This window comes from Polaromonas sp. P4_F4 (assembly GCF_056401355.1).
On the sequence record NZ_JBFUJO010000045.1, the window covers coordinates 1 to 17417 of the forward strand.

The 17417-nt window shown below is 65.0% G+C and carries 9 protein-coding genes and 1 pseudogene; 7 read left to right on the plus strand and 3 right to left on the minus strand.

The window, feature by feature from the left end; translation table 11 throughout:
* On the minus strand, positions 1–1247 hold a 1247-nt coding region (locus tag AC1DUR_RS25065; RefSeq protein ID WP_477720898.1), incomplete at its 3' end, for a VCBS domain-containing protein.
* A gap of 775 nt (positions 1248–2022) precedes the next feature.
* Positions 2023–3291: an MFS transporter gene (locus AC1DUR_RS25070; protein ID WP_477720899.1), complete on the minus strand. Its 1269-nt coding sequence runs from the start codon at positions 3289–3291 to the stop codon at positions 2023–2025.
* A 109-nt stretch (positions 3292–3400) separates the two neighbouring features.
* Between AC1DUR_RS25070 and AC1DUR_RS25075 the strand changes: the two genes are divergently transcribed.
* The 7 genes from AC1DUR_RS25075 (at position 3401) to AC1DUR_RS25105 (ending at position 17169) form a co-directional block, all read left to right on the plus strand.
* Entirely contained in the window at positions 3401–4231 is an 831-nt protein-coding gene (locus AC1DUR_RS25075) for an AraC family transcriptional regulator (protein WP_477720900.1), read from the plus strand.
* Between the two features lie 363 nt (positions 4232–4594).
* Positions 4595–5983 (plus strand): efflux RND transporter periplasmic adaptor subunit, encoded by a 1389-nt coding sequence (locus tag AC1DUR_RS25080; RefSeq protein ID WP_477720901.1) that lies wholly within the window; start codon positions 4595–4597, stop codon positions 5981–5983.
* Between the two features lie 79 nt (positions 5984–6062).
* Positions 6063–9152, plus strand: coding sequence for an efflux RND transporter permease subunit (locus AC1DUR_RS25085; protein WP_477720902.1), 3090 nt, complete (start codon positions 6063–6065; stop codon positions 9150–9152).
* A 697-nt stretch (positions 9153–9849) separates the two neighbouring features.
* Positions 9850–13167 carry an efflux RND transporter permease subunit gene (locus AC1DUR_RS25090; protein ID WP_477720903.1) on the plus strand — a complete coding sequence of 1106 codons (3318 nt, stop codon included), beginning with the start codon at positions 9850–9852 and terminating at the stop codon, positions 13165–13167.
* Positions 13168–13352: 185 nt separating this feature from the next.
* Complete coding sequence (locus AC1DUR_RS25095; protein ID WP_477720904.1) at positions 13353–14783, plus strand: efflux transporter outer membrane subunit; 1431 nt, start codon at positions 13353–13355, stop codon at positions 14781–14783.
* Between the two features lie 218 nt (positions 14784–15001).
* On the plus strand, positions 15002–16000 hold the full coding sequence (locus AC1DUR_RS25100; protein WP_477720905.1) for a PLP-dependent cysteine synthase family protein: 999 nt from the start codon (positions 15002–15004) through the stop codon (positions 15998–16000).
* Positions 16001–16023: 23 nt separating this feature from the next.
* On the plus strand, positions 16024–17169 hold the full coding sequence (locus AC1DUR_RS25105) for a cystathionine gamma-synthase (protein WP_477720906.1): 1146 nt from the start codon (positions 16024–16026) through the stop codon (positions 17167–17169).
* A gap of 12 nt (positions 17170–17181) precedes the next feature.
* Here AC1DUR_RS25105 and AC1DUR_RS25110 read toward each other — a convergent pair.
* A pseudogene (locus AC1DUR_RS25110) lies at positions 17182–17417 on the minus strand (IS4 family transposase); the annotation flags it as partial.

Here is a 17417-nt window from a genome sequence, read left to right on the forward strand (position 1 = left end):
GTGATGGTGATCGTCACCGTCGTGGCCGCCGAGGCGGCGTTGCCCGCCCCCGAGTCGTCGGTGGCCACCACGTTGTACGAGAAGGTGATGGTTTCACCGGCGCGCAGGAAGTCCAGGTTCTGGCTGGCGCTGTAGTCCCAGCTGTCCTGGTCGACCGAGAAGCCGGCCACCAGCGCCGAGGCCACGCCCGCAGCCAGCGTGCCGCCGCTCCAGGCGATGTCGCCGTTGGAGCTCTGGCTGACCGTGACCGCGTCGTTGGCGTCCACATCGGCGAAGCTCAGCGCGCCGCTGTCGGTGAGCAGGGCCGCTCCGTTGCCTTCGTTCATCGCGCCGGCCGTGTCGCCGATCGTCAGCGTCGGCTGGTCGTTGCTGCCGGTGATGGTGATCGTCACGTCCTGGTCGACGAACGCGCCCGTATCGTCGGTCACGCGCACCGTGAAGGTCGCCGTCACACTGTCGCCCACGGCCAGGTAATCTGGCGAGGCCAGGTTGTAGCTCCACGCGCCGGTGGCGGCGTCGGTGACGCTGAAGCCGGCGGCGATGGCGGATTGCTGCGCCGCGTCCAGGACGATGCCGCTGGCCACCACCGCGCTGGCATGCAGGGCGGCCTCGGGCGTGTCGCCCGTGTCCACGTCGCTGAACACCACGCGACCGCTGGTGCTCAGCGCGGCGTTGGTCTCGGCCAGGGTTTCAGAGACGTCGTAGGCCGCATCGCCCGTCACGATCACGGGGCCGTCGTTGCTGCCGTTGATGGTGATCACCACGTCCTGGTCGACGAACGCGCCCGTATCGTCGGTCACGCGCACCGTGAAGGTCGCCGTCACGCTGTCGCCCACGGCCAGGTAATCCGGCGAGGCCAGGTTGTAGCTCCACGCGCCGGTGGCGGCGTTGGTGACGCTGAAGCCGGCGGCGATGGCGGATTGCTGCGTCGCGTCCAGAACGATGCCGCTGGCCACCACCGCGCTGGCATGCAGGGCGGCCTCGGGCGTGTCACCCGCGTCTGCGTCGCTGAACACCACACGACCGCTGGTGCTCAATGCCGCATTGGTCTCGGTCAGGGTTTCGCTCACGTCGTAGGCCGCATTGCCCGTCACAATCACCGGCCCGTCATTGCTGCCCAAAATTTGCACCGTAACGGTCGACCAGCTCAACGCCCCGTTGGACATGCGGATTGCATAGGTAAACGTATCCAGCCCCACTTCGCCGGCAGCGAGTGACTGAAAGTGCGCCTTACTGGCTTCAGTCATCTGATAGGCAACTTTTCCGTCGGATGTAATCCAGATTTTTGCACCCCACTGGCTGGTGTCGGGTGTCAAATCATCAGCCCCACCTGTGTCCCGAACTAATAGATCGCTGGGAGCGTAGGTTTTGGTGCCTGTAGATGCACTGTCTGCATTGTCTAGTGACCAAAGCACTTTTGCGTTGCCGCCAAGGTCGTTCGCCATCACATTCAAGATGACACAACCGCCGTCCTCGGTAAGCCCCCCACTGGTAAGCGCGCTGAGCGCAGCAACTGTGTATAAGTCGCTCTGCGCTTGGGGCGTGTTGGAAAACGAGGTAATAATTCCGCTCGTAATATCAGCCATGTCAACTCTCCTTCGGCTCTGCTGGTGTCAATGAATGCGTGGACTTTCACCCCTGCGGCGAGCCCGGCTCGATCCGTTGGTGAAAGTTTGCAACCAGTTGTAGCGCCCCGCCATCCCCCGTTTTTCCACTCATACGAGTCGAAAGAAGGTATAGACGTCAGTGAGGCACGTCCGAATCAGAAGGGGGCGATTTATCAGGAGAGGGCCCGACATACCCCATAACATTGGCACGGTGTGCGCCGGCGCGGCCAACGTCCGGTTATTAGCCGCATAAACCCATGCGTTCTACTTACTGCAATAATTGTCACAATTTGTGACTTTTGAAACAATTATGCTAACGCCTTACCCTGAGCAAGACTCCAACGGATTTATGGGTGCCTGCAAGCGTGCAGCGCCACATTGAACGCGCCCCCCAGCGGCATCCAGCGCACGCGCCTCAGGCGATAGCCTGCGCGGTTCGCCGCACCTTGCGCACCTTGAACGCGCTGGCAATCAGCACCGCTTGCACCAGCGCCAAACCCAGCAGCACGCCGCGGTACTGGCCGTGGTCCATCATCACGCCAAAGATCAGCGGCGCGACAGCCTGGCCAATGTCGAGCCCCGCATACACCACGCCGTAGACGCGGCCGGAGGCGTTGTCAGGCGTGGAGCGCTTGACCAGCAAATCCCGCGAAGGCGCCGCAATGCCCGATGCAAAACCCATGGCTCCGAACAGCACGGGCACCGTCCACGCGGCAAAACTGCCCAGGGCCAGCAGCAGCGCTACAACTGCCGCCGCCCCGAAGCCAATGCCGACAATGCGCTCGCAACGGGCGGGGTCGGCGGCCAGAAAGCCGCCCAGCACCATGCCGCCCGCGCTGCACACCATGTAGATCGTCAGGCACATGGCCACCAGCGCCAGGGGCACGCCATGCAGATGACGGGCAGCTTCGGGTGCAAAGGCCTGCACGACGCTCAGCACAATGGCGTACCAGAAGAAGAACGCAAAGCACATCCACACCGCGGGAATCCTGAGAAAGCTCAAGGAGCTGTCGGGTGCGGCACCCCCCTTGCCAGGCGTCGTGACATTGAGCATGAGCTTGTCGCGATTCAGCAGCAGCACCCCCATCACCGCAAAGACCAGCACGCCCGCCACGGCCAATGCGACGCGCCATGACGCGGCAAAAGTGAGCGTGACCACCAGCGCCGGCGCCAGCGCCCAGCCCAGGCTGCCGGTGATGCCATGGACACTGTAGGCATGGCCCAGGCGCGATGGACTCACCTTGCGGTTGATCAGCGTGTAGTCCACTGGATGAAACACGCCGTTACCCAAACCGGCGATCACGGCAAATCCGGCCATCATCCAGTAGCTGGTGCTGATGGAATAACCCAGGGCGGCAATGCCGAGCAGGCTCAGCCCGCCAAACAGAACGGGGCGCGGGCCAAAACGGTCCACCGCAAAGCCAGACAAAGCCTGCACCGCGCAGGAGACGACGAAAAAAATCGTCATCAAAAACCCCAACTCGGCGTAACTCACGCTGAACGCCTCCTTGAGCCAGGGGAACAGCGGCGCCAGCAACAGCTGGCAGAAATGGCTGATCAGGTGAGCGGTTCCCACCAGGCCGATGATGCTGGCGTCCTGCCGCAACGAAGCAGCGGCCGGAGTAGAGGCGGGAGCTGCAGTAACAGCTGCCACAGCCACATTCGCAGTGCTTGAAGTATTCATGGCGCTATCGTAGTATCGGTCTGACTTGCCGGAATACGACAAAAAGCCATGATTCTGCGAATTTCAGACAAACCATCAAACACCCCTCTCCCCGGGGTGCTGCTGCACCATGGCCCGTAACACCCGCCTTCAGTTCGTGCCGGTGGGTGACACCGACCCCTTCACGCCCAGCCGGCAGCGCCCCGTGCGGGTGCGAGCCCGCGCCATGCCGGTAGACACGCACTTCAAACCGCACGCGCATGCGTGGGCTCAACTGGCCTATTGCGCCACCGGTGTCGTGCAGGTCACGGCCGAGCAGGGCGACAAGGCCGGGAGCGAGATCACCTACATCGTTCCGCCGTCGCGCGCGGTCTGGATCGCCCCCGGTGCGCGGCATCACGTCACGGTGCTGGAAGCCGCCGAGTTGCGCACGCTCTACATCGATGCGAGCGTCACGCCCGAAGGCTGGGAAGGGTGCCGCGTCATGGTGGTGTCGCCGCTTCTGCGGGAGTCGATTCATGCGCTTGACGCACCCGCCGGCCGCCCTCTGACGGCCGCACGCGAACAGTTGCTCAGCAGCCTGGTGCTTGACGAGATCACCCATGCCGACACCCAGGCGCTGGGCGTACCCCTACCCCATCCGCAAACCGGCGACAAGCGGCTGCGCGCGCTGTGCGAAGCCGTGCTGGGCGCGCCCTCGGAACGCGCCACGCTGGCCGAGTGGGCCGCCGGGATTGGCGCCAGCGAGCGCACGGTGGCGCGGCTCTTTCGCGACGAACTCGGCTTGAGCTACCACCAATGGCGCCAGCAGGCCATCCTGGCGCACGCCCTGCCCCTGCTGGCGCGCGGCACGCCGGTGAGTTTGGTGGCCGCGGCCAGTGGCTATGCAAGTGACAGCGCGTTTTCAGCGATGTTCAAATCCGCAATGGGGCAGACCCCTGGCCATTTTCAGAACAAATAAGCCATCAGCCCAACAAAACTGAAACAAACGTGAAACAAACCGCTATAAGAACAATAGCAATCATTGATTCGAATGTCCGCTGGCGTCCTGCGGCTGACAAACAGTGACGTGGGGGTGACGTGGCGGGCATTTCTCTTTACCGGACGTTTACGCAGAGCTTTCGAGCGGTACACCTGCGCCCGGAGGGTTGCAGTGATAATTAATTGTGAGCATGCGAAGCAGGCCCGGCGGCGATCACGAGGAATGCGCCATCCTGAAGTTCATGCGGAGCATGCAGAACACCGATAGCACCCATCAAACACAAACAATAAACAATAAATGCCGCGGCGATCCCGTTGTCGTGGCAGGCAACAAGGACTGCTGATGGACCCGAAAGCCGAAACGCCGCACACCAGCGCCGCGCCCCATCCCGGTAAACGATTGAGCCGCCGCGCATCCATCATCGGCGGCGTGCTGGCAGTGCTGGCCCTGGCCGGTACCGGCTGGCTGGCCTGGCACCTGACCCATCCTTCGCCGGAAGCCGGCAATACAGCAGCCGGGCCGGGGGGCGCTGCCGGACGGCGGGGCCCGCCCGCCACCACGGTGGGAGTGGCCACCGCCGAGCAGGCCAGCATTCCGGTGGTTCTTGAAGCGCTGGGCACCGTCACACCGCAGGCCACCGTCAAGGTGCGCCCCCAGGTGTCCGGTGTCATGGAAAAAGTACTGTTCAAGGAAGGCCAGATGGTCAAGGCCGGCGACCTGCTGGCCACCATAGACCCGCGCCAGTTTGAAATGGCGTTGATGCAGGCCTCCGGCCAGCGCCAGCGCGACGAAGCGCAACTCGACAGCGCCCGCGTCACCCTGCAGCGCTTCAAGACCCTTCTTGAGCAGGACTCGATTGCCCGCCAGGAAGTCGACACCCAGGCCGCACTGGTCAAGCAGCTGGAGGGCACGGTCGTCATTGACAAGGCCACCGAGGGCACGGCCCGCCTCAACCTGGGCTACACCCGGGTCGTGGCGCCGGTCAGTGGCCGGGTGGGCCTGCGCACGGTGGACGTCGGCAATGTGGTGAGCAGCAGCGACGCCAACGGCATCGCGCTGATCACGCAGGTCAGCCCGATTGACGTGGTGTTTTCCATTCCGCAGGACCAGGTTGGCGAGCTGCAGCAAAGCGCTGGCGGCAGCGCAGCCATGAAGGTCACGGCGCTCGACCGGACGCGATCCACCACGCTGGACACCGGCATGTTTGCCTCGCTGGACAACCAGGTCGACACGCAAACCGGCACGATCAAGGCCAAGGCACGCTTTGCCAACAGCAAGCTGACACTCTTCCCCAGCCAGTTCGTCAATGTGCAGCTGCTGGTCAAGACCATTGACAAGGCCGTGGTGGTGCCCGTGACGGCATTGCGCCATGGCAGCACCGGCGACTATGTGTATGTGGTCAATACCGCCGAGCGCACCGTGAGCCTGCGGCCCGTGCAACGCGGCCAGGCCACGGTCGACAAGATTGTGATCGAGTCCGGGCTGCAGCCCGGCGAGCGCGTCATCACGGAAGGCGCCGACCGCCTGAAGGACGGCGCCAAGGTGATCCTGCCCGGTGACCAGCCCGCTGGCGGTGGTGGCGGCTCCGGTTTCGCCGGCAAGCGCCAGCGTCCCGGCGGGCCCGCATCATCCCCGTCCGCATCGGCTTCTGGCCCTGCCGCCGAGGCGCCTGCGGACCCGGCCTCCGGCCCACGGCGGCGGCGCCGCGCTTCGCCAGCTGACGGCTCATGACGGGCATGTATTGCTCCTTCCTTTGCCCGTCCCCGGAAAGGGAGGGAGCAACTCCGGCAAGAGCGGGAGTCAAGACAGCATGAGCCCGTCAAGCCCCTTCATCCTCCGGCCGGTAGCCACCTCGCTGCTGATGGTCGCCATCGTGCTGGCGGGCCTGGTCGGCTTCAAGTTCCTGCCGCTGTCGGCATTGCCGCAGGTCGATTACCCGACGATCCAGGTGCAAACGCTCTACCCCGGCGCCAGCCCGGAAGTCATGGCGCAAACCGTGACGGCGCCGCTGGAGCGCCAGTTCGGCCAGATGGCCGGGCTGCAGCGCATGAGCTCGACCAGCGCCGCCGGCGTATCCATCGTCACCTTGCAGTTCAGCCTCGGCCTCACGCTCGATGTGGCCGAACAGGAAGTGCAGGCGGCCATCAACGCCGGTGGCTCGCTGTTGCCGGCCGACCTGCCTGCGCCGCCGGTGTATGCCAAGGTCAACCCGGCGGACGCGCCGGTGCTCACCCTGGCCATTACCTCCGACACCATGCCGCTCACGGAGGTGCAGAACATTGTCAATACCCGCCTGGCCCTGAAAATCAGCCAGGTCAACGGCGTGGGGCTGGTGTCGCTCAGCGGCGGACAGCGCCCCGCCGTGCGCATCCAGGCAGACACCCGGGCGCTGGCCTCTTACGGGCTGGCGCTCGACTCGCTGCGCACCGCCATCAGCGCCGCCAATGCCAATGGCGCCAAGGGCAGCATCGACGGTCCGACCCGCGCTTATTCCATCAACTCCAACGACCAGCTGCTGGCCGCCACCGACTACCAAAACCTGATCGTTGCCTGGCGCAACGGCGCGGCCGTTCGCCTTTCTGAAGTGGCCCAGGTGGTTGACAGCGCCGAGAACATCAAGCTTGGCGCCTGGAGCGGTCTGAAACCGGCCATCATCCTGAACGTGCAGCGCCAGCCCGGCGCCAATGTCATCGCCACGGTTGATGCCATCAAGGCGCGCCTGCCCGAGTTGCAGACCGGCTTGCCGGCGTCGATGAAGGTCGATGTGCTGAGCGACCGCACCACCGGCATACGCGCCTCGGTCCTGCATGTGGAGATCGAACTGCTGCTGGCCGTGCTGCTGGTGGTGCTGGTGATCTTTGTCTTCTTGCACAGCGTGCGCGCCACCGTGATTGCCAGCCTGGCCGTGCCGATCTCGCTGATCGGCACCTGCGGCGCCATGTACCTGCTGGGCTACAGCCTGAACAACCTCAGCCTGATGGCACTCACGATTGCCACCGGCTTTGTGGTGGACGACGCCATCGTGATGATTGAAAACATCTCGCGCTACATCGAGCAAGGCGAAGAGCCTCTGGCCGCTGCGTTCAAGGGAGCCAAGCAGATCGGCTTCACCATCATTTCGCTCACCGTCTCGCTGATTGCCGTGCTGATTCCGCTGCTCTTCATGGGCGACGTGGTGGGTCGGCTGTTCCGCGAATTCGCGGTCACCCTGGCCATCACGATCCTGATCTCGGCGGTAGTCTCCCTCACGCTGGTTCCCATGATGTCGGCACGCTGGCTCAGACTCCTGCCTGCGGGCGAAGGCAGCAAGACAGGCGCGCGGCTGCAGGCCCTGACGGACCGCGTGATTGCGCGCTATGACCGCTGGCTGAGCTGGGTGCTCCAGCGCCAGGGCGCCACCTTGCTGGTCGCGCTGGGCACGCTGCTGCTGACGGTGCTGCTCTATATAGTGATTCCCAAAGGCCTCTTCCCCACCCAGGACACCGGCCAGCTGCAGGCCCGCATCGAAACCGCGCAGTCGGTTTCGTACGCCCGCATGGCCGACTTGCAGCAGGCGGCAGTCCAAGCCATTCTGGAAGATCCCGATGTCAACACGCTGAGCTCCTTCATCGGTGTGGATGCCGCCAACAACACCATGCTGCACACCGGCCGCATGCTGATCAACCTCAAGCGCGAACGCAGCGGCAGCCAGCAGGCCACCATGGACCGCCTGAAGGAGCGCGTGGGCAAGGTCGCCGGCGTGACGCTCTACCTGCAACCCACGCAGGACCTGACCATTGACGCCGAAACCGGCCCGACCCAGTTCCGCGTGTCCATCGAAGGTGCCGACGACGCCACGGTCGTGCAATGGGCCACCAAACTCGCGCAGCGCATGCAGACGCTTGGCAGCGTGCGCAATGTGGCGTCCGATGCCGGCTCCAGCGGTGCAGCGGCCTACATCACGGTAGACCGCGACACGGCGTCACGGCTGTCCATCACGGCCTCTTCCATCGACGACGCGCTCTACAGCGCCTTTGGCCAGCGCATTGTGTCCACGATTTTTACCGAGACCAACCAGTACCGCGTGATCCTCGAAGCCATGCCCGATCAGCTGACGACGCCGGCCGCGCTCGGCAACCTGCAACTGAAAACCGGCTCCGGCATCACCACCCCGCTCTCTGCAATTGCGACCATTGCAGAGCGGCCCGCCCCCCTGCAAATCACCCATGTGGCCCAGTACCCCGCCACCACGCTGGGCTTTGACACGGCCCCGGGTGTTTCGCTGGGCAAGGCAGTGAGCGAGATCAAACAGGCGGCCAAAGACATCACCATGCCGGGCAGCGTGACCATGACCTTCCTGGGCGCGGCCGGCGCCTACCAGTCGTCGCTGTCCAACCAGCTCTGGCTGATCCTGGCGGCGATCGTCTGCGTCTACATCGTGCTGGGCGTGCTCTATGAAAGCTATATCCATCCGCTGACCATTCTTTCCACCCTGCCCTCTGCCGGCGTCGGCGCATTGCTGGCGCTGATGATCAGCGGCTCCGACCTGGGGGTGATCGGCATCATCGGCATCATTTTGCTGATCGGCATTGTGAAAAAGAACGCCATCATGATGATCGACTTTGCAATTGACGCCGAGCGCAACGAAGGCAAGTCAGCGCAGGAGGCGATCCACCAGGCGGCACTGCTGCGCTTTCGCCCCATCCTCATGACGACGCTGGCGGCGCTGTTTGCCGCAGTGCCGCTAATGCTGGGCTGGGGCGAAGGCGCCGAGCTGCGCCGGCCGCTGGGCCTCGCTATCTTCGGCGGCCTGATCGTGAGCCAGATGCTGACGCTGTTCACCACGCCGGTGATTTACTTGGCGTTTGACCGGATGGGGCGCAGGTTTGGGCGTGGGCGGAAGGTGGAGGTCGTGGTGTGAGAGCCGTTTCTCGCTTTGGGGTTGAGGTGGGCGCCGGGGCCGGCGGTGCTGGGGGTCTTCTTGGGGCCGCCGGCCGGGACTCGCCCCGGCGGGCGACTCACTTTCTCTTGCGTCGCCAAGAGAAAGTAAGCAAAGAGAAGGCGACCCTGCTGTCTGCGTCCCTCCGCTGCGCTGCGGGCAACCTGCGGTGCTCGGTCCAGGCGGGGTCTCGCTCAACTCGCCTGCGGCTCAGACAATCGCGATCCCTGATCCGCCTGAACCTCCGCTCCTCGGCGCATACAGAAGGGGTGGGGGCAAGGAATACCAAACAAACGAATACCAAACCCGAATACCTGAAACCACGAGGACACGCCATGGCGTGTCCTTGTTTGTCTTGGTCGTCTTTGTCTTGGGGTTCGGTATTTGGTATTCGGACTGCCCCGTTCTGGCTGGGCCGAGCAGCGCAGATGGAGGCGGGATCAGGGCCGCAGTTGTCTGAGCGAAGCGAGTTCTGCGGACCCCCGCCGGAATCGAGCAGCGCAGGTTGCCCGCAGCGCAGCGAAGGGACCCAGACCGCGGGTCGCCTTTTCTTTGGTGACTTTCTTTTGGCGAAGCAAAAGAAAGTTACTAGCCGCCGGGCTACCCCCGGCCTCCATCCTAAGCAAGAGTCCCTGCCGACGAGTACCCGACCGCACCACGACCCAGCGGGAGCTGTGTCATGAACCTCTCCGAACCCTTCGTCCGCCGCCCGGTCGCCACCGTCCTGCTGACCATAGGCATCGCCCTGGCCGGCATAGGCGCGTTCTTTGTGCTGCCCGTCTCGCCCCTGCCGCAGGTCGATTTCCCGGTCATCTCGGTCAGCGCCTCGCTACCCGGCGCCAGCCCCGACACCATGGCCAGCAGCGTCGCCACGCCGCTGGAGCGGCGCCTTGGCGTGATTGCCGGCGTGAATGAAATGACCTCCAACAGCGGCACGGGCTCCACCCGTGTCAGCCTGCAGTTTGACCTGAACCGCAGCATCGATGCCGCCGCGCGCGAAGTGCAGGCCGCCATCAATGCCTCGCGCGCGGACTTGCCGGCCACGCTGCGCAGCAACCCGACCTACCGCAAGGCCAACCCGGCTTCAGCGCCCGTCATCATCCTGGCGCTCACCTCCAAAACCCGTTCACCGGGGCAGATCTACGACGAAGTGTCGAATGTGGTGCAGCAAAAAATCGCCCAGGTGCCGGGGGTGGGCGACGTCGAGCTGGGCGGTGGCTCGCTGCCTGCCGTGCGCGTCGAGTTGAATCCGTTCGCCCTCAACCGCTATGGCGTGAGCATGGAAGATGTGCGGGCGGCCCTGCAGGCCTCCAACGCCAACCGGCCCAAGGGCGCGATTGAAGGCAATGGCCAACGCCTGCAGATTTACTCGGGCGCCAACACCGCCACGGGCGGGCTCAAGGCGGCCGACTACCGCGGCCTGGTGGTGGCCTGGCGCAATGGCGCGGCCCTGCGGCTGGGCGATGTGGCCGAGGTGGTGGATGGCGTGGAAAACACCAACACCCTGGGCCTGTTCAATGGCAGCCCGGCCGTCATCGTGCTGGTCACACGCCAGCCTGGCGCCAACGTGATTGAGACCGTGGATGGCGTACGCGCCTTGCTGCCCGAGCTGCAGGCCCAGCTGCCGCAGGATGTGCAGTTGCAGGTGGCCTCGGACAGCACCAACTCGATACGCGCGTCGCTCCGCGAGATTGAGCTCACCCTGCTGATCTCGATTGCACTGGTGGTGCTGGTGGTCAGCGCATTTTTGCGCAGTGCGCGCGCCACGGTCATTCCAGCGGTGGCCACCATCGTTTCCCTGCTCGGCACCTTTGGCGTGATGTATTTGCTCGGGTTCAGCCTCAACAACCTGAGCCTGATGGCGCTCACCGTGGCCACCGGCTTTGTAGTGGACGACGCCATCGTCGTGCTGGAGAACACCAGCCGCCACATCGAGGCCGGCATGGACCGCTTCAAGGCCGCGCTGCTGGGTGCGCGCGAAGTCGGCTTCACGGTCCTGTCCATCAGCCTGTCGCTGGTGGCGGTGTTCATTCCGCTGCTGTTCATGGGCGGGCAAACCGGACGGCTGTTTCGCGAATTTGCCGTGACGCTGTCGGCGGCGGTGATGATTTCCCTGCTGATCTCGCTGACCACCACACCGATGATGTGTGCCTGGATGCTCAAGCCCCCCTCCACGGCCGGACGCGCCCGCAAGCGGCCCGGGCGCTTTGCCTTCATCCCGCGCTGGCTTGAAGGCGCTTATCAGCGTGTGCACCGCAGCTACGAGGTAAGCCTGGACTGGGCGCTGGCCAGCAAGCTGCTGGTCATGCTGATTTTGCTGGCGGTGGTTGCGCTTAATGTCTACCTCTACGTCAAGGCGCCCAAGGGGTTTTTCCCGCAACAGGACACCGGGCAGATCAACGCCGGCCTGCGCGCCGACAGGAGCATTTCCTTTCAGGCCCTGCAGGGCAAGCTGCGGCAGCTGGTCGACATCATCCGGCGCGACCCGGCCGTGGACACCGTGGTCGGCTTCACCGGCGGCTCGCGGGCGGGCGGCGGCTTCATGTTCATCAACCTCAAACCCGTGGCCCAGCGCACCGAATCCGGCCAGGCGGTCATTGCACGGTTGCGCCCGCAGCTGGCGCAAGTCACGGGCGTCAGCCTTTTCCTCAACACCGTGCAGGACCTGCGCGGCGGCGGCCGCCAGAGCAGTTCGACCTATCAGTACACCCTCAAAAGTGACAACGCGGCCGACCTGCGCGACTGGGCGATGCGGCTGGCCGACCAGATGAAGCGCCAGGATGCGCTGACCGACGTGGACACCGACCAGCAGGAAAACGGCGTGGAGACCATGGTCACGGTGGACAAGGACAGCGCGGCACGTCTGGGCATCAGCTCGCGCGACGTGGACAACGCCTTGTACAACGCCTTCGGCCAGCGCCAGGTGGCCACCATCTATGCCGACCTGAACCAGTACCGCGTGGTCATGGAGGTGGCGCCACGCTTTATCCGCAGCCCCGAGGCGCTCAAGGACATCTACGTTCCGGCGAAGACCAGCAGCCTCACCACGTCAAACACAACCTCAGGCACAACTTCAAGCACCACCTCGGGCACCAGCTCCGCCACGACTACCGCATCCGGCACATCCACAACCGTCATCAACCCGGCCCTGCGCGACCCGTCCAGCGGCCAGGCCCTGAGCTCGTCGGCCACCACCATGGTGCCGCTGTCGGCCGTTGCGCGGTTCAGCGAAAACGCCAAGGCCGCATCGGTCAACCACGAGGACGGCGAGCTCTCCACCACGATTTCCTACAACCTGGCGGAGGGCAGCACGCTCAGCGATGCCCAGGCTGCCGTGAAGCAGGCTGAAGCCGAGATTCGTCTGCCCAACAATGTGCGCGGCAGTTTTTCCGGGTCGGCCCGCGATGCCCAGGAATCGCAAAACCAGCAGCCGCTGCTGATTTTGGCCGCGCTGGTGGTGATCTACATCGTGCTTGGCATTTTGTACGAGAGCCTGATCCACCCGCTCACCGTGCTGTCTACCCTGCCCTCGGCCGGCGTGGGGGCGGTGCTGGCGCTGCTGCTGTTCAAGATGGATTTTTCCATCATCGCGCTGATCGGTATTTTCCTGCTGATCGGCATCGTGAAAAAAAATGCCATCCTGATCATCGACTTTGCGCTGGAAGCCGAGCGGGCACGCGGCCTCTCCGCCACGCAGGCGGTGCGCGAAGCCTGCCTGCTGCGCTTTCGCCCCATCCTGATGACCACGCTGGCCGCCATCCTCGGTGCGCTGCCGCTGGCCATAGGCTTTGGCGAGGGCGCCGAGCTGCGCCGCCCGCTGGGCGTTTCCATCATTGGCGGGCTGATTGCCAGCCAGCTGCTCACCTTACTGACCACGCCGGTGGTTTATGTACTGCTCGACAAGCTGCGCCGCCGCAGCCCGTCGGAGCGCCTGCTCAGCCGCCACCCCGACGAACCCGGCGTGCCGCCGCCCGGCGCCCCGCTGCAACTGCAATGAATGATGACCGCCATGAACAATACCTGGCTCTTGCCTCTTGCCCCTTCCCCCGCTGGGGGAAGGTTGGAATGGGGGCCTGCGGCGACTGACTGATTGACCGGCCATGAATCCGAAACAGGGGAGCCCCCATCCCTGCCTTCCCCCAGCGGGGAAGGAGCAAGCATGACACCCGAAGGTGGAAAGATATGTACAAGGAATTGAAATTGCACCCCTGCCGCTACCTGATGGCCGCCGCACTGACACTGCTGGCCACAGGCTGCGCGGTCGGCCCGGATTACAAGCGTCCGGCCACTGCCGATGTCAGCGCCTTCAAGGAAGCCGAAGGCTGGGTGCCCGCCGCGCCGGCCGATGCGCTGGAGCGCGGCCCGTGGTGGTCGCTGTTTGGCGACCCGGTGCTGGACCAGCTGCAGTCGCGGGTCGAGGTGTCCAACCAGAACGTGGCGCTGGCGGTGGCCGCCTATGCGCAGGCGCGTGCCTTGGTGCGCGAGCAGCGGGCATCGCTCTTTCCTTCGGTCACGCTCGACGGCGGAGCCAGCCGTTCGAAGAGCAGCGGCAGTGGTAGCAGCAGTACCGGCGCTGGCGGGCGCATCGGCAACAACTACCAGCTCAGCATAGGTGGCAGCTGGGAGCCCGACGTCTGGGGCCGCCTGGGTCGAGCCGTCGACGGCGCCAGTGCCGGCGCCCAGGCGAGCGCAGCAGACCTGGCCTCGGCCAAACTCTCGGCCCAGGGCGAACTCGCCGTCAACTACCTTTCGCTGCGCCAGACCGATGCGCAAAAGGCCTTGCTGGAAAGCACGATTGCCGGTTATGAACGTGCACTGGAGATCACGCAAAACCGCTACGCGGCCAGCATTGCCGCCAAAACCGATGTGCTGCAGGCGCAAACCCAATTGGCCAATGCCAGGGCTGAAGCCGCAGGGCTGGTGCGCCAGCGTGCGCAACTCGAGCACGCCATCGCGGTGTTGGTGGGCGAGGCGCCCGGCAATTTCGCGCTCGCGCCCGCCGCCTGGACACCCGTGGTGCCAGAGGTTCCGGTCGGCGTGCCTTCCACGCTGCTGCAGCGCCGGCCCGATATCGCGGCAGCCGAGCGCCGCGTGGCCCAGGCCAACGAGCAGATCGGCATCGCCAAAAGCGCCTACTTCCCCAGCCTCAGCCTGAGCGCATCGGCCGGTAGCGCCGCCAGCCGTGTGGCCGACCTCTTCAAGGCGTCCACCAGCGTCTGGTCGCTGGGCCTGTCGGCCGCGCAGGTGCTGTTCAATGCGGGAGCCACCGGCGCCCGTGTCGAAGGCGCGCAGGCTTCGCACGAGCAGGCGGTGGCGCGTTACCGGCAGGCCGTGCTGGCGGCGTTCCAGGATGTGGAGGACCAGCTTTCCGCCACCCGCGTGCTGCTGGTGCAGCAGGACTTGCGGCGCCAGGCCTCTGATGCCGCAGACCAGGTCGAGCAACAGGTGTTCAACCGCTACCGCGGCGGCCAGGTCAGTTACACCGAGGTCATCACCGCGCAGGCCACCGCGCTGAGCGCACGCCGCGCGCTGGTGCAGGCCATGGCCGACCGCCAAACCACCGCCGTGGCCTTGATCCAGTCGCTGGGCGGCGGTTGGCAGGATGGACGGTAAAGCGGCTACGCGCCCGCATTACTATAGTTTTGATAGCGCATTACGGCCACATCCCTGAACGCCCTCCCGTTTACCCGGGCGACCCGGTTCGCGGGCAGAAGGTAGGACGAATGACCGGGCGGCTTCACGAACCGGCGTGAAGCGACTACAGTGGATGAGCAGCCCGTGCCGCTCCCACAGCCGGGCTCACATGTCGCAACACGCCAATGGGGGCTGCCATGAGATATGAAAGCATCCTGGACGCGATCGGCCATACGCCGCTGGTGCGCTTGAACCAGCTGACCCGGCACCTGTCCTGCGCGGTCTACGCCAAGCTGGAGTTCCTGAGCCCGGGCGGTTCGGTCAAGGACCGCATCGGCATGTACATGATCCAGCAGGCCGAGCGGCGCGGCGAGATAGTCCCCGGCGCGACCATCGTGGAATGCACCTCGGGCAACACCGGCATGGGCCTGGCGCTGTTCGCCGCCGGACGCGGCTACAAGACGGTGTTCACCATCGCCGACAAGCAGTCGAAGGAAAAAGTCGACATGCTGCGGGCCATGGGCGCCGAGGTCATCGTCTGCCCCACCGACGTGTCTCCCGACGATCCGCGCGGCTACATCCAGGTGGCGCAGCAGCTGGCGCGTGACATTCCCGGCGCCTTCCTCTGCAACCAGTACGACAACCCGGACAACACACTGGCGCACTACGCGAGCACCGGCCCCGAAATCTGGAACGACACCGGGGGCATGGTTACCCATTTCGTCTGCGGCATGGGCACTTGCGGCACCATCAGCGGCGCCGGCCGCTACCTCAAGGAACAAAACGCCATGATCCGGGTAATCGGCGTCGATCCGCAAGGCTCGATCTTCCATGAGCTGTTCCACCGCGGGGTGACGGTACAGCCCCACGTCTACCGGCTCGAAGGCATAGGCGAAGACTTCATCCCCAAGGCGCTGGACTGGCACGTCATCGACAACGTGATCCAGGTCAGCGACCGGGACAGCTTCCTGATGGCGCGCCGGCTCGCCCGCGACGAGGGCATCTTCGCCGGCGGCTCCTCGGGCGCCGCGATGCTGGCCGCGCTGCAGGCGGCTGAAAAACTGGGCCCGAACGACCTCATGGTGGTGCTGCTGCCCGACGGCGGCCGCCAGTACCTGGGCAAGCTCTACAACGACGACTGGATGCGGGAGCATGGCTACCTCGACGCCAAGCCCGATTCAGCACCGCGATCCTGATTTCAGATTCAGTGAGGCACGCCATGCGCTTTTCCACCCAAGCCATTCACGCCGGCCAGCCGGCGGACCCCAGCACCGGCGCGATCATGACGCCGGTGTACCTGAGCTCAACTTTCGTGCAGCAAGCGCCCGGCCAGCACAAGGGCTACGACTACGGGCGCACTGCCAATCCCACGCGCAGCGCGCTGGAGGCGAACATCGCGGCGCTGGAGGACGGGACTTACGGCCTGGCCTTCGCCAGCGGCCTGGCGGCGGAGTCCACCGTGCTGCAATCGCTCAGCAGCGGCGACCATGTGGTCTGCGGGCAGGACCTGTATGGCGGGACCTACCGGCTGATGACCAAGGTCTTTGCGCGCTTCGGCATCCAGGCCAGCTTCGTCGACGCGACTTCGCTCGACGCGATCCGCGCCGCGCTGCGCCCGCAAACCCGGCTGGTCTGGCTGGAGACCCCGAGCAATCCGCTGCTGACCGTGTGCGACATCGCCGCCATCGCCCAGCTCACGCACGAACACCAGGCCAGGCTCGCGGTCGACAACACCTTCGCCTCGCCCTACCTGCAGCAACCGCTGCGGCTGGGCGCGGACATGGTCATCCACAGCACCACCAAGTACCTGGGCGGCCACTCGGACGTGATAGGCGGCGCCCTGGTGCTCAATGACGAAGCGCTATACCAGGAACTCAAGTTCCTGCAAAACGCGGTAGGCGCGGTGCCGGGTCCGCTGGACTGCTTCCTCGTGCTGCGCGGCATCAAAACCCTGGCGGTGCGCATGCGCCAGCATTGCGACAACGCGTTGCAACTGGCGCGGCATCTGGCAGCCCACCCCGAGGTCAAACAGCTCGCCTATCCGGGCCTGGAGTCCAGCCCCTATCACGCGCTCGCAAGCCGGCAGATGCGCGCCTACGGCGGCATGATCTCGCTGGAGCTGCAAGGCGGGGTGGAGCGCAACATCCGTTTCACGACCCAGACGAAGCTATTCGCGCTGGCCGAGAGCCTGGGCGGTGTCGAGTCCCTGGTCGGCCTGCCCACGGTGATGACGCACGCCGCCATCCCGCCCGCGCAGCGCCAGCAGGCGGGCTTGCCCGACGCGCTGGTGCGCCTGTCGGTCGGTCTCGAAGACATCGAGGACCTGATCGAAGACGTAGACCGGGCGATCGAAACATCACGCTAAGGGGAATGGCACTTACTTTGGCTCATAGGCATGACCATGCCTCTGGACGTGTCGGCGAGCCTGGTCGCGGGGCACCTTCAACCAGGGGTAGGGTTTGGGCCTTCGTTTTCGCATTCGCGGCTCGATGCGTCCGGGTCGATGGCCGACCCTGCATTGTGCGATCAACGTGAATAGCCGCCCGCAATCCTTCGTGGCCGAGAGGCCTCGCGAGACCCACTCTGTCCACAGTTGCACCGTGTGCTTGAAGC